The sequence below is a fragment of the Enterobacter sp. H2G27 genome, assembly GCF_054403075.1.
The window spans coordinates 3,675,541-3,688,308 of sequence record NZ_JBSVSI010000001.1 but is presented as its reverse complement, the minus strand read 5'-3'; the positions used below and the strand labels follow the sequence as shown (position 1 = coordinate 3,688,308).

Genomic DNA, 12,768 nt, shown 5'->3' with positions numbered 1-12,768 from the left:
TGAGGGGATTACTCCACCTGCTGCTTCTTATCGTGCTGGCGGTTAACCCAGGTATTGATAATCAGCGTCACGATCAGAATGCCAAATACCACGCCGAGCGAAATAGCGATCGGGATATGGTAGAAATCGACGATTAGCATTTTGATACCGATAAACACCAGAATCACCGACAGGCCGTACTTCAGCATGGAGAAACGCTCCGCCGCGCCTGCCAGCAGGAAATACATGGCACGCAGGCCGAGAATGGCGAAAAGGTTAGAGGTCAGGACGATGAACGGGTCGGTGGTTACCGCGAAGATCGCCGGAATGCTGTCCACGGCGAAAATCACGTCGCTCAGCTCAACCAGAATCAGCACCAGCAGCAGCGGGGTGGCAAACAGCAGGCCGTTCTTGCGCACGAAGAAGTGCTCGCTCTCGATCTTGTCGGTCATGCGCAGATGGCCGCGGATCCACTTCACCAGCGGGCGATCGCCAATCGCAGAGCCGTCCTCTTTCGCCAGCGCCATTTTGACCCCGGTGAACAGCAGGAACGCGCCGAAGACGTACAGCAGCCATTCGAACTGGGTAATCAGCCAGCTGCCAGCGAAGATCATGATGGTACGCAGGATAATCGCGCCCAGCACGCCGTACACCAGCACGCGACGCTGCAGGGCAGCAGGCACGGCGAAGTAGCTGAACAGCATCAGCCAGACGAAGACGTTATCGACCGCCAGGGCTTTTTCAATCAGATAGCCGGTGAGGAAGGCGAGCGCCTGAGGGTCAGCCACCGCGCGGCCTTCAGTCGAGGCCAGGTACCACCAGAAGGCAGCGCAGAAGAGCAGAGAGAGGGTGACCCACACCAGCGACCAGGCGGCGGCCTGTTTCATGGTCATGCCGTGCGCGCCGCGACGTCCCTGCAAAAAGAGGTCGATCGCCAGCATGATGAGCACGACAACCGCGAATCCGCCCCACAACATTGGAGTGCCGACAGAATGCATACTATTTTCCTTACACATAAAAAACAAAAACGGCCATGGTCAGAAGACGATAGCCGTTAGCTTTTTATGCATAGACCTCGCCTTCCGGCAAGGTCTCACTTACAACCACGAGGGTTGCCCGGCGACCGGATGCGGTATTGCCCGCATCGTAATGACGATCCACCGACGAAGAAGTTACTCCCCTTTGCAGGTAACAAAATATGTCAGACCATTGGTTTCGTCAATGGTCTGCGCCGTTTCATTACACAGCTTTACGCGATAACTTCCGCACTTACGCCGTCTGCCGGGAACACCACGCCGGTCTGACGGCGGATCTCCGTTTGCAGCTTCGCCGTGGTGCGGCTCACCGCAAGGCCTGGGTGATTCACTTCGTTGTCTTCCACCAGACGGGCGAAGACCTCTGCCTCATAGAGCATAGTGTTAATATGCTGAGGCTGCGTCAGCTCCTGGGCTTTGCCGCCGCGCGGCACGAAGCTCACCTTCTGGCACTCGGAGATTTTCTCGATGACCAGCGAGCCCGCTTCGCCTTGAATTTCGCTCGGCAGGACAGAGTCGCTCACCTTGGAGTGCTGCAGCGTGACGCTGAAATCCCCGTAATCCAGCACCGAGACACCGTGCGCATCCACGCCGCTCTCCAGCAGGCTGGCGGTAGCCGTGACGCCGTGCGGTTCGCCCCACAGGGCCACGGCAGAGGCCAGGCAGTAGAATCCGATATCCATTATCGAACCGTTCGAGAACGCCGGGTTAAAGGTGTTCGGGTTCTCGCCGTCCAGATAGCGCTGGTAGCGCGACGAGTACTGGCAGTAGTTAATAAAGGCTTTGCGCACCTTGCCGATTTTCGGCAGGGACTGCTGCAGCAGCAGGAAATTCGGCAGGCTGGCGGTTTTGAACGCTTCGAAAAGAACCACCTGGTTTTCGCGGGCAACCGCAATGGCCGCCTCCACTTCCTCAATATTTGATGCCAGCGGCTTCTCGCAAATCACATGCTTTTTATGGCTGAGGAACAGCTTCGTTTGCGGGAAGTGCAGGGAGTTCGGGCTGGCGATATAGACCGCGTCAATGGCATCGCTTTGCGCCATCTCATCAAGCGAGGTGAAGAGATGCTCGACGAGGTAATCGTTGGCAAAACTCTGCGCCTGTTCAAGGCTGCGGGAATAGACTGCGGTAAGTTTCAGTTTGCCGGTTTCGTGGGCGGCGTCGACGAACTGGCGCGTGATCCAGTTCGTTCCAATGACTGCGAAACGTATCATAAACGTTTACGTACTCCGTAGCGGGGAACCTTTAGCCACTGTAGCACGTCATCATGACAATTCGCGTGCGCTATTGCGCATTACCATTTAACGATAAATGCGTAAGCCACAGACGGGTATCAAACTCCAGCTGGTGGTACTGCGGCTCCATGTGGCAGCACAGGGAATAGAACGCTTTGTCGTGCTCTTTCTCTTTCAGGTGTGCCAGCTCATGGACGACGATCATCCGCAGAAACGCTTCCGGCGCGTTGCGGAAAACCGTCGCGACGCGGATTTCGGCCTTTGCCTTCAGCTTGCCCCCCTGCACGCGGGAGACGGCGGTGTGCAGGCCGAGCGCGTTTTTCAGCACGTGGATCTTGTTGTCGTACATCACCTTGTTGATCGGCGGGGCGCTCTTCAGATACCGGTTTTTCAGATCCTGCGTATACTGCCAGAGGGCCTTATCGGTCGCGAAATCGTGCGTGCCGGGGTAGCGTTTTTCCAGCACCGCGCCGAGCTTCTGCTCGGCAATCAGGCTGCGAACCTGAGTCAGTAAATGCTCCGGATAGCCCTGGAGATAAGTAAGTTGGTTCATCAAGAGCCCAAATTAATGCGAAAACGGGTATACCCTTCATCCTTCACGTTGTCTCTGCGTTGGCTGCGTCTGCTCACCCCAGTCACTTGCTTGTGTAAGCTCCTGGGGATTCTCAGACTTGCCGCCTTGATACAACTTGAATGATTTTGGGTATATACTCACGCACCCTTTTCAGGGATACGCCAAATTTTACCATTCAGGAGGGCCGATGAGCCACTTAGACAACGGTTTCCGTTCACTCAACCTTAAACGTTTCCCGGAAACGGACGACGTTAACCCGCTTCAGGCGTGGGAAGCGGCGGATGAATATCTGCTGCAACAGTTGGATGAGACTGAAATCCGCGGCCCGGTTTTGATCCTGAATGACGCCTTCGGCGCGCTGGGCTGCGCCCTGGCGGAGCACACGCCGTACAGCATCGGCGATTCCTACTTAAGCGAGCTGGCGACGCGTGAAAACCTGCGCCATAACGACATCGACGAGTCCAGCGTGAAGTTCCTCGACAGCACCGCGGACTACCCGCAGGCGCCGGGCGTGGTGCTGATCAAAGTGCCAAAAACTATGGCGCTGCTGGAGCAACAGCTTCGCGCGCTGCGTAAGGTCGTGACGCCAGAAACCCGTATCATCGCGGGTGCCAAAGCGCGCGATATTCACACCTCGACGCTGGAGCTGTTCGAGAAGGTCCTCGGCCCAACCACCACCACGCTGGCGTGGAAAAAAGCGCGCCTGATCAACTGCACCTTCAGCGCGCCGGAGCTGGCCGACGCGCCAGAGACCCTGAGCTGGAAGCTGGAAGGGACCGACTGGACCATCCACAACCACGCGAACGTCTTCTCCCGCACCGGTCTGGATATCGGCGCGCGCTTCTTTATGGAACATCTGCCGGAAAATCTGGAAGGAGAGATTGTCGACCTGGGCTGCGGCAACGGCGTGATTGGCCTGACGCTGCTGGCGAAGAACCCGGACGCCAGCGTGGTGTTCAGCGACGAATCGCCGATGGCGGTGGCCTCCAGCCGTCTGAACGTGGAAACCAACATGCCGGACGCGCTGGACCGCTGCGAGTTTATGATCAACAACGCGCTGTCCGGCGTAGAGCCGTTCCGCTTTAACGCCGTGTTCTGCAACCCGCCGTTCCACCAGAAGCACGCCCTGACGGATAACGTCGCGTGGGAGATGTTCCACCACGCGCGCCGCTGCCTGAAGATTAACGGCGAGCTGTACATCGTGGCCAACCGCCACCTGGATTACTTCCACAAGCTGAAGAAGATTTTCGGCAACTGCGTCACCATTGCGACGAACAATAAGTTCGTGGTGCTGAAGTCGGTGAAGCTGGGACGTCGTCGTTAAGATTGTTTTGCCTGGCGGCGCTTCGCTTGCACAGGCCTACGGTTTTGTAGGCCCGGTAAGCGCAGCGCCACCGGGCAATGCCCTAGATCGCCAGAGCTAATTTCGTCCCCTGCGCAATCGCGCGCCGCGCGTCCAGCTCCATCGCCACGTCGCACCCGCCAATCAGATGCACCGTTTTACCGGCTTCGCGCAGCGGATCGGCCAGATCGCGCTTTGGCTCCTGCCCGGCGCACAAAATGACATGATCCACGCGCAGCAGCTGCGGCTCGCCGCCGATCGTGACGTGCAGCCCCTCGTCGTCGATCTTGTGGTAGCTGACAGCCGGGATCATCTTCACCCCGCGCGAGAGCAGGGTGGCGCGGTGGATCCAGCCGGTCGTTTTGCCCAGCCCTTCGCCCGGCTTGCTGGCCTTACGCTGCAGCATCACGATCTGGCGCGGGCTTTTCGGCAGCTGCGGCCCTTCCGGGCGCAGGCCACCGGACTGGCTGAGGCTGGTATCAATGCCCCATTCGACGCAAAACTCGGCAATGTTCTGGCTGGTCGCCTCGCCCGGCTGGCTCAAATACATGGCGGTATCAAAGCCGATCCCGCCGCAGCCGATAATCGCCACCTTCTCGCCAACCGGTACTTTGTCACGCAGCACGTCGAGATAGCTCAGCACTTTTGGATGATCGATACCCTCGATCGCAGGCATGCGCGGTACGATCCCGCTCGCCAGGATCACCTCATCGAAATCAGTCAGATCCGCCGCGTGGACAAACTTGTTAAGCCGCAGCTCGACGCCCGTCAGCTCGATCATCCGGCGGTAGTAGCGCAGCGTTTCGTAGAACTCCTCTTTGCCGGGGATCTGTTTGGCGATATTAAACTGCCCGCCAATCTCCCCCAGCGCATCAAACAGCGTCACGCTGTGCCCGCGCGAGGCGGCATTGACCGCAAACGCCAGGCCCGCAGGCCCTGCGCCGACAACCGCCAGGCGTTTTTTCGCTGTCGCCGGGATCACCGGCATTTTGGTTTCGTGGCAGGCGCGCGGGTTGACGAGGCAGGAGGTCACTTTCCCGACGAAGATCTGATCCAGGCATGCCTGATTACAGCCGATGCAGGTGTTGATCTCATCCGCACGGTCGCTTTGCGCTTTGGACAGCAGTTCGGCATCGGCGAGGAACGGGCGCGCCATCGAGACCATGTCGGCATCGCCGCGCGAAATCACATCGTCCGCCACCCGCGGATCGTTAATGCGGTTGGTGGTGACCAGCGGAACAGACACTTTCCCTTTCAGCCTGCGCGTTACCCAGCTGAACGCCGCGCGCGGCACCGGCGTGGCGATGGTCGGAATGCGCGCCTCGTGCCAGCCAATCCCTGTGTTGATAATCGTCGCACCTGCGGCTTCAATCGCCTGCGCCAGCTGCACGGTTTCGTCAAACGTGCCGCCGCCCTCCACCAGGTCGAGCATCGACAGGCGGAAGATGATAATAAAATCCGCGCCCGCACGTTCGCGCACGGCGCGCACGACTTCTACAGCAAAGCGCATCCGGCGGGCATAGTCGCCGCCCCATTCGTCGTCGCGCTGGTTGGTGCGGGCCGCGAGGAACTCGTTAATCAGATAGCCTTCTGAGCCCATTACCTCCACGCCGTCGTAGCCCGCCTCACGCGCCAGCGCCGCGCAGCGGGCAAAGTCGTCGATCAGCGCCAGGATCTCGTCGTGGGTGAGGGCGTGAGGTTTAAAGCGGTTGATCGGCGCCTGAATGGCCGACGGTGCGACCAGGTTAGGCTGGTAGCTGTAGCGTCCGGTGTGCAGGATTTGCAGGGCGATTTTACCGCCCTCGCTGTGCACCGCGTCGGTCACAATGCGGTGGTGCGGCAGCTGCGACGCATCGTTCAGCACCGCGCCGCCCTCCATGCCCACGCCGGAAGGGGCAGGAGCCACGCCGCCGGTGACGATCAGCGCCACCCCGTGGCGGGCGCGTTCGGCATAGAAGGCCGCCAGACGCTCGGCCCCGTCCGGATGCTCCTCCAGCCCGGTGTGCATCGAGCCCATCAACACGCGGTTTTTAAGGGTGGTAAACCCCAGATCGAGGGGGGCAAATAACGACGGGTAGCGGCTCATAGTCTCTTCCAGTGTAAAATTATTGTTATGTGGTCGGATGAGTTACTAATTTAGCCAGCGGCAGCGGAAAGGTAAAAGCGGGATCGAATGATTGTGATAGATCTCAAAGAACTTCCCCTCACCCTAACCCTCTCCCCGGAGGGGAGAGGGGACTGGCCGGTGCGGCCTTAAAGAATCAGCTCGATCTGGTTTTTTCCCTCTCCCCTATGGGGAGAGGGGCAGGGTGAGGGGTATGGGTTTTTACTAACCCCGGAGCCTGCCACATCGAGGTCGTCAGCCCGCTGTCCACCAGCCCGAGCTGGTCGGCGTACACCGCCTGCCATTTCTGCATCATGCCGTCGTACAGCTCCCGGTGTTGCGGGTTCGGCGTGAACTCGCGGCTCCACTTCACAAGCCGTTCGCCCGTCGAGGCCATATCGGCAAACAGCCCCGCGCCAGCACCTGCCGCAATCGCGCAGCCGAGCGCCGTCGCCTCTTTCACTTCCGGCACGCGCACCGGCAGCCCGGTGACGTCGCTTAAAATCTGGCTCCACAGCGCGCCTTTGGAACCGCCGCCCGCAAACACCAGGCTTTCAAACGTTACGCCGGAGAAGCGCGAAATCTGCGCCAGGTTGCAGGCCGAGACGATCGCCGCGTTCTCCTCCAGGGCGCGGAACAGCGTCGCTTTGTTGCATTTTTCCGGGTCGATGGAGAGGTTAATAAACGACGGCGCGGCGTGGTACCACTGCTTAAAATGCATCGCGTCGGAGAAGATCGGCATCACCCCGTGGGAACCCGCCGGCACGCGGCTCGCCATCTCTTCCAGCAGGGAGTAGGTGTCCATCCCCATCCGCTCGGCAATCAGCTTTTCCTCCGCGCAGAAGGCGTCGCGGAACCAGCGCATGGTCAGCCCGGTAAAGAAGCTGATCGACTCCGCCTGCGCCATGCCGGGAATGACGTGCGGGTTCACGCGGATGTTCATCTCAGGATCGGTGCGCACCTGCGGCAGGTTGACCACCTGCTGCCAGAAGGTACCGCCCAGCACCGCCGTTTGTCCGGCGCGAACCACGCCCAGCCCCAGACAGCCCAGCTGTACGTCGCCGCCGCCCATCACTACCGGCGTGCCTTCGCGCAGGCCGCTCTGCTGCGCGGCTTCATGGGTGATGGCACCCAGTACGGTACCGGTCTCTTTCACCGGGGAGAGGATATCGGCGCGCAGCCCGGCCATGTCGAGAAGCGCCGGACGCCAGTCGCGGGAAAACAGATCCAGCATGCCGGTGGTGCCCGCGTTAGACGGGTCGACCGCCAGCTCGCCGGAGAGCTTCGCCGCCAGCCAGTCGCTGATCATGGTGATGGTCGCGGCGCTGCGGTAAATATCCGGACGATGGTGCGCCAGCCACAGCAGGCGCGGCATGGCGCTCAGCGCCAGCGTCTGGCCAGAAACCTCATACACTTCGGATTCAAAACGGTCATCGTGGATCTCTTTGAGTTCGGCCACTTCGCGGCTGGCGCGGGCGTCGACGTTAGCGCAGGCCCAGATGGCCTCGCCGTTGCGGTCATACAGCACGATCCCTTCGCGCATCGAGCAGCAGGCGACGGACTGAATATCCGCCGCGCCCAGATTCGCGCGCTTCAGCGCCTGATGAATGCACCGGCAGGCCAGCTGCCAGTTGGTATCGAGGTCGAACTCCATCGACCCCGGCACGTTTTCCACGCTCAGGTGCTTCCACTCGGCCTGGCCGACGGCAATCTGGTTGCCCTGTAAATCGAAAATAACGGCGCGAACGCTGCCTGTCCCTGCATCTAACGCTAAAAGGTAACTCATGAGCTTGCCTCGCTGTTAGCGCAGGGCGGGCTCTCATTTGGCCAGAGCCAGCACCGCGCGGGCTGTCGTCTCCTCCGTCACCAGGCCATTGATACGTCGACCCTTCAGTGCGGCATAAATCGCATCGGCTTTCTCTTCCCCTCCGGCCACGCCAACGATGGTGGGCAGCTGCGCCAGCTCATCGAGCGAGACGCCGAGTAATTCTTTATGGATCTCCAGCTCCTCAACGCATTCGCCTTCGGCATTGAGGAAATAGCCGAGAATGTCGCCGACCGCCCCTTTGCGGGCGTACATCAGCTGTTCACCTTCGCTGATGTAGCCGGAGCGCAGGATGGTGGCATCACGGCGCTGGTTCACTGAACCAATGCCAACCACCGCGACGTCGGCGGCGGTAGCGGCGAGGATCACGTCCCGCACGCTGGTTTCGCGCTTTAAGATCCCGGCCACCTCGGCGGATGACACGCGAAGCGGGGCGGGGATCATGCTGACGCTGCAGGCCGCGTCCAGCTGTCCGATACCGGTCATATATGGCCCGACGCCGCCGGAGAGCGTCACGAGGCGGATCTGCTGCGAGCTGATAAAGCCGCTCAGGTGCTGCAGGCTGCTCATGGTGGTTTCACCGAACCCCACTGCCAGCAGCTGGCCGGGTTCCAGCACGCCCATCAGCGACTGCGCTGCGCCAATGCCCAGCCGCACGTTCATCGGCGGCGTATTTAAGGCAGGCATCACGCGCACCAGCTTCAGACCAAAGCGCTGCTGTAGCTCGGTTTCCAGCGACAGGCAGCCCTCGTAGCGGGAGTTGATCTGCACGCGGATCACCCCTGACTGACGGCCTTTTTCCAGCAGGCGAGAAATCTTCAAACGCGGCAGCCCGAGCCGCTCTCCGATATCGTTCTGGGTCAGCCCGTCGTGGTAGTAGCACCAGGCTACGCGCGCCACCAGCTCCTCTTCCGCCAGCGCCAGCCCGGCAAACCGTCCTTCTTCCGCAGTGCGTTTATCGCTCATAGTTGAACTCTTATAAAAATTTAGATCATATGTTCGTTATGACGCGGAGGGAAAGTGTGAGCCACGCGACAAAACGGATCATTTCGATCGTTTCTGGTTTATCTGAATCTCAATCGATAAAACTGTGATCCCTGCACGGTTGTAAATATAGTTCACCGTCTACGCTTTTGAACATTATTGAATCTAAAAATCATTTGTTCAATAGCGGAGCGATGATGACCTCACTTCTCGACGCGAAGAATATCAGCAAGCAGTTCTCAGGCGTGCCGGTTCTGAAAGGCATTGATTTCACGCTGCTTGTGGGCCAGGTGCATGCGCTGATGGGCGGAAACGGCGCGGGAAAATCGACGCTGATGAAGATCATCGCCGGGGTCGAGACGCCGGACAGCGGTGAACTTTCCGTCGAGGGGCAGTCATATGCGCGGCTGACGCCCGTGCAGGCGCACAGGCTCGGCATTTACCTGGTGCCGCAGGAGCCGCTGCTGTTCCCCAACCTTACGGTGCGGGAAAACATCCTGTTCCGCCTGCCGCGCGAACGCGATCGGGAAAAGCGGCTGGAGGAGAAGCTTGAGCAACTGCAGTGCAAGTTCAACCTCGACGCCGCCGCCAGCACCCTGGAAGTGGCGGATCAGCAGATGGTGGAGATCCTGCGCGGATTAATGCGCAACGCCAGGATCCTGATCCTCGACGAGCCCACGGCCTCCCTCACGCCGGGCGAAACCGAACGGCTGTTCCGCCAGATCCGCGCCCTGCAGGCACTCGGCGTCGGGATCGTGTTTATCTCCCATAAGCTGCCGGAAATTCGCATGCTGTCGAGCCACGTCTCGGTGATGCGCGACGGCGCGGTGGTGCTGAGCGGCGAAACCGCGCAGTTTGACGATAGCGCACTGATCGCCGCCATGACGCCGGTGAGCCGCGAGAAATCCCTGAGCGATACGCAAAAGCTGTGGCTGGCACTGCCGGGCAACCGCCGCACCCAGCCGCAGGATTTTCCGGTGCTGCGAGTAGAGGACCTGACCGGAGAAGGGTTTATCGATCTGAGCCTTGAGATCTACGCCGGGGAGATCGTCGGCCTGGCCGGGCTGGTCGGATCCGGGCGCACCGAATTTGCCGAAACCCTTTATGGCCTGCGGCCGGTGCGCGGGGGCCGCATCTGGCTGGAAAATCAGGAGATCGCCGGCGATCCGGTAAGTTCACGCCTGGAAAAAGGGCTAGTCTACCTGCCGGAAGACAGGCAGGTGTCCGGCCTGTTCCTCGACGCGCCGATCCGCTGGAACACCGTGGCGCTGAACGAGCCGTCGCTCTGGCAGCAGCGGAAAAGAGAGTCCGCGGTGGTGGAGCGCTATCACCGAGCGCTGGGGATCAAGCTCAACCATGCGGATCAAACCGTGCGCACGCTCTCCGGCGGCAACCAGCAGAAGGTGCTGCTTGCACGCTGTCTGGAAGCCAACCCGTTATTGCTGATCGTCGACGAGCCGACGCGCGGCGTGGACGTCTCGGCGCGCGCCGATATCTACCAGCTTATCAAAAGCGTGGCGGCGCAGAACGTGGCGGTGCTGATGATCTCAAGCGATCTCGATGAGTTTCCGGGCCTCGCGGACCGGGTGCTGGTGATGCACCAGGGCGTGCTCAGCGGCGAACTGCCGCGCCACGCCGTCAGCCTCGACAGGATGATGGCGCTGGCGTTCGGAGGGCAATCATGAAGACCTTACTGAAAAACCGCGAGCTGAGCGCGTTTCTCGCCATTCTGGCGCTGTTCGCCGTGCTGGTGGCGCTGAATCCCTCTTACTTCAGCCTGCAGACGCTGGGGATGATCTTCGCCAGCTCGCAGATCCTGATCCTGCTGGCCATCGGCGCGGCGCTGGTAATGCTGACCCGCAATATCGACGTGTCCGTCGGTTCAACGGTCGGGCTGTCCGCCATCGCCGTCGGCGTGGCGCTGAACGGCGGCTACAGCCTGCCCGTTTCCATTCTCTTCGCACTGTCGATCGGGGCGCTGGCCGGGGCGTTCAACGGTTTTCTGGTGGTGGGGCTGCGCATTCCGGCGATTGTCGCGACCCTCGGCACGCTGGGGCTGTACCGCGGGGCGATGCTGCTCTGGACGGGCGGAAAGTGGATTGAAGGGCTGCCGCCGGGGTTGAAATCCCTCTCTGAGCCTGCCGCTGTCGGCGTGTCGCCCCTTGGCATGGTGGTGTTGACCATCGCGGCCACAGGCGCGTGGACGCTGTCGCGCACCGCGTTCGGGCGTGATTTCTACGCGGTGGGGGATAACCTTGCCGCCGCGCGCCAGCTGGGCGTGGCGGTGAACCGCACCCGTATGATCGCCTTCACCCTCAACGGCATGCTGGCGGCCTGCGCCGGGATCGTCTTTGCCGCGCAGATTGGCTTTGTGCCCAACCAGACCGGCAGCGGGCTGGAGATGAAGGCCATCGCCGCCTGCGTGCTCGGTGGCATTTCACTGCTGGGCGGCACGGGCACGCTGATCGGCGCGTTGCTCGGTGCGTTCTTCCTGACGCAAATCGACACCGTGCTGGTGCTGTTCAGGCTTCCTGCCTGGTGGAACGACTTTATCGCCGGGCTGGTGCTGCTGGGCGTGCTGGTGCTCGACGGGCGTCTGCGCCAGGCGCTGGCGCGGCATCAGCGGGCGCTGAAGTACGGTCGTTTCCAGCCGGGTAACAAAGGGGGAAAGCACGTCACCCCCTTTCCCAAACGTAAAAAAGAGGTGGCGTAAATGAGGCTTAACTGGGAAAGCGCGCTGCTGATTTTGCTGGTGCTGGAGATCCTGCTCTTTGGCGCCATCAACCCGCGCATGCTCGATATCAACATGCTGCTGTTCAGCACCAGCGACTTCATCTGCATCGGCATTGTGGCGCTGCCGCTTACGCTGGTGATCGTCAGCGGTGGGATCGACATCTCCCTCGGCTCGACCATCGGCCTGTGCGCGATTGCGTTGGGGGTGATGATGCAGGCGGGCTGGCCGATGGCGGTCGCCGTTCCGCTGACGCTGCTGCTCGGCCTGCTGTGCGGGCTGGTGAATGCGGCGCTGATCCACTACACCGGCATCAGCCCTTTGGTTATCACCCTCGGCACGCTCTACCTCTACGGTGGCGGCGCGCTGCTGCTCTCCGGCATGGCGGGGGCCACGGGCTACGAGGGCATCGGCGGCTTCCCGGACGGCTTTACCGCCTTCGCTAACCTCACGGTGTTGGGCCTGCCGATCCCATTGGTCTTGTTCGCGGTAATCACCGTCTTCTTCTGGCTCATTACCCACCGCGGGCGCTTTGGCCGTCATCTGTTCCTGATTGGCCAAAATCCGCGTGCGGCACGCTATGCGGCGCTGTCGGTGAACGGCATGCCCTACGCGCTGTACGGCCTGGTGGGCGTTGCCTCCGCGATTGCCGCGCTGGTCATGGTCTCCTATTTCGGCTCCGCGCGTTCGGATCTGGGGCGCGATTTACTGATGCCTGCGCTCACCGCCGCCGTGCTCGGCGGAGCCAATATCTACGGCGGTTCAGGTTCGGTTGTCGGTACGGCGCTGGCGGCGCTGCTGGTGGGGTATCTCCAGCAGGGTTTACAGATGGTCGGTATCCCCAATCAGGTGTCGAGCGCGCTGTCAGGGGCGCTGCTGGTTGTGGTGGTGATGGGACGTTCGCTGAGTCTGCACCGCGAATGGGTGCGATCTCTCTTTAGAAAACTATCCGGAGCGTAA

10 protein-coding genes are annotated in these 12,768 nt (G+C 61.0%); 4 read left to right on the top strand and 6 right to left on the bottom strand.

What is annotated here, in order from left to right; all coding sequences use genetic code 11:
• Positions 1-8: 8 nt before the first annotated feature.
• The 3 genes from ACW9E7_RS17500 to ACW9E7_RS17490 all read right to left on the bottom strand — a co-directional run bounded on the left by ACW9E7_RS17500 (position 9) and on the right by ACW9E7_RS17490 (position 2,801).
• Positions 9-977 carry a TerC family protein gene (locus ACW9E7_RS17500; RefSeq protein ID WP_023309283.1) on the bottom strand — a complete coding sequence of 323 codons (969 nt, stop codon included), beginning with the start codon at positions 975-977 and terminating at the stop codon, positions 9-11.
• A gap of 251 nt (positions 978-1,228) precedes the next feature.
• Positions 1,229-2,227, bottom strand: a complete 999-nt coding sequence (locus ACW9E7_RS17495) for a Gfo/Idh/MocA family protein (protein ID WP_458728157.1) — start codon at positions 2,225-2,227, stop codon at positions 1,229-1,231.
• Between the two features lie 70 nt (positions 2,228-2,297).
• Positions 2,298-2,801, bottom strand: coding sequence for a YgjP-like metallopeptidase domain-containing protein (locus ACW9E7_RS17490; protein ID WP_458728156.1), 504 nt, complete (start codon positions 2,799-2,801; stop codon positions 2,298-2,300).
• Between the two features lie 208 nt (positions 2,802-3,009).
• On the opposite strand from ACW9E7_RS17490, the gene rlmG reads away from it, so the two are divergent.
• Positions 3,010-4,146 (top strand): 23S rRNA (guanine(1835)-N(2))-methyltransferase RlmG, encoded by a 1,137-nt coding sequence (gene rlmG, locus ACW9E7_RS17485; protein ID WP_133295174.1) that lies wholly within the window; start codon positions 3,010-3,012, stop codon positions 4,144-4,146.
• Positions 4,147-4,228: 82 nt separating this feature from the next.
• Here the strand turns inward: rlmG and ACW9E7_RS17480 are convergent, their stop codons facing one another.
• The 3 genes from ACW9E7_RS17480 to lsrR all read right to left on the bottom strand — a co-directional run bounded on the left by ACW9E7_RS17480 (position 4,229) and on the right by lsrR (position 9,059).
• A complete protein-coding gene (locus ACW9E7_RS17480) occupies positions 4,229-6,250 on the bottom strand; it encodes an oxidoreductase (protein ID WP_458728155.1) in 2,022 nt (673 codons plus the stop codon).
• A 175-nt stretch (positions 6,251-6,425) separates the two neighbouring features.
• A complete protein-coding gene (gene lsrK, locus ACW9E7_RS17475; protein ID WP_458728154.1) occupies positions 6,426-8,054 on the bottom strand; it encodes an autoinducer-2 kinase in 1,629 nt (542 codons plus the stop codon).
• Between the two features lie 33 nt (positions 8,055-8,087).
• The gene (gene lsrR / locus ACW9E7_RS17470; RefSeq protein ID WP_008503156.1) at positions 8,088-9,059 is read right to left on the bottom strand and encodes a transcriptional regulator LsrR; all 972 of its coding nucleotides are present in this window, start codon (positions 9,057-9,059) and stop codon (positions 8,088-8,090) included.
• Positions 9,060-9,274: 215 nt separating this feature from the next.
• Between lsrR and lsrA the strand changes: the two genes are divergently transcribed.
• The 3 genes from lsrA to lsrD are packed head-to-tail and all read left to right on the top strand — an operon-like array spanning position 9,275 to position 12,768.
• The gene (gene lsrA / locus ACW9E7_RS17465) at positions 9,275-10,762 is read left to right on the top strand and encodes an autoinducer 2 ABC transporter ATP-binding protein LsrA (protein ID WP_367897315.1); all 1,488 of its coding nucleotides are present in this window, start codon (positions 9,275-9,277) and stop codon (positions 10,760-10,762) included.
• A complete protein-coding gene (lsrC, locus tag ACW9E7_RS17460) occupies positions 10,759-11,790 on the top strand; it encodes an autoinducer 2 ABC transporter permease LsrC (protein ID WP_367896931.1) in 1,032 nt (343 codons plus the stop codon). The genes lsrA and lsrC overlap by 4 nt, the downstream gene beginning before the upstream one ends.
• Positions 11,791-12,768, top strand: coding sequence for an autoinducer 2 ABC transporter permease LsrD (gene lsrD / locus ACW9E7_RS17455; RefSeq protein ID WP_133295170.1), 978 nt, complete (start codon positions 11,791-11,793; stop codon positions 12,766-12,768).

Coding starts and splice junctions, on each gene's coding strand:
- ACW9E7_RS17500 (WP_023309283.1), bottom strand. CDS start 977: ATGCATTCTGTCGGCACTCCAATGTTGTGGGGCGGATTCGCGGTTGTC.
- ACW9E7_RS17495 (WP_458728157.1), bottom strand. CDS start 2,227: ATGATACGTTTCGCAGTCATTGGAACGAACTGGATCACGCGCCAGTTC.
- ACW9E7_RS17490 (WP_458728156.1), bottom strand. CDS start 2,801: ATGAACCAACTTACTTATCTCCAGGGCTATCCGGAGCATTTACTGACT.
- rlmG (WP_133295174.1), top strand. CDS start 3,010: ATGAGCCACTTAGACAACGGTTTCCGTTCACTCAACCTTAAACGTTTC.
- ACW9E7_RS17480 (WP_458728155.1), bottom strand. CDS start 6,250: ATGAGCCGCTACCCGTCGTTATTTGCCCCCCTCGATCTGGGGTTTACC.
- lsrK (WP_458728154.1), bottom strand. CDS start 8,054: ATGAGTTACCTTTTAGCGTTAGATGCAGGGACAGGCAGCGTTCGCGCC.
- lsrR (WP_008503156.1), bottom strand. CDS start 9,059: ATGAGCGATAAACGCACTGCGGAAGAAGGACGGTTTGCCGGGCTGGCG.
- lsrA (WP_367897315.1), top strand. CDS start 9,275: ATGACCTCACTTCTCGACGCGAAGAATATCAGCAAGCAGTTCTCAGGC.
- lsrC (WP_367896931.1), top strand. CDS start 10,759: ATGAAGACCTTACTGAAAAACCGCGAGCTGAGCGCGTTTCTCGCCATT.
- lsrD (WP_133295170.1), top strand. CDS start 11,791: ATGAGGCTTAACTGGGAAAGCGCGCTGCTGATTTTGCTGGTGCTGGAG.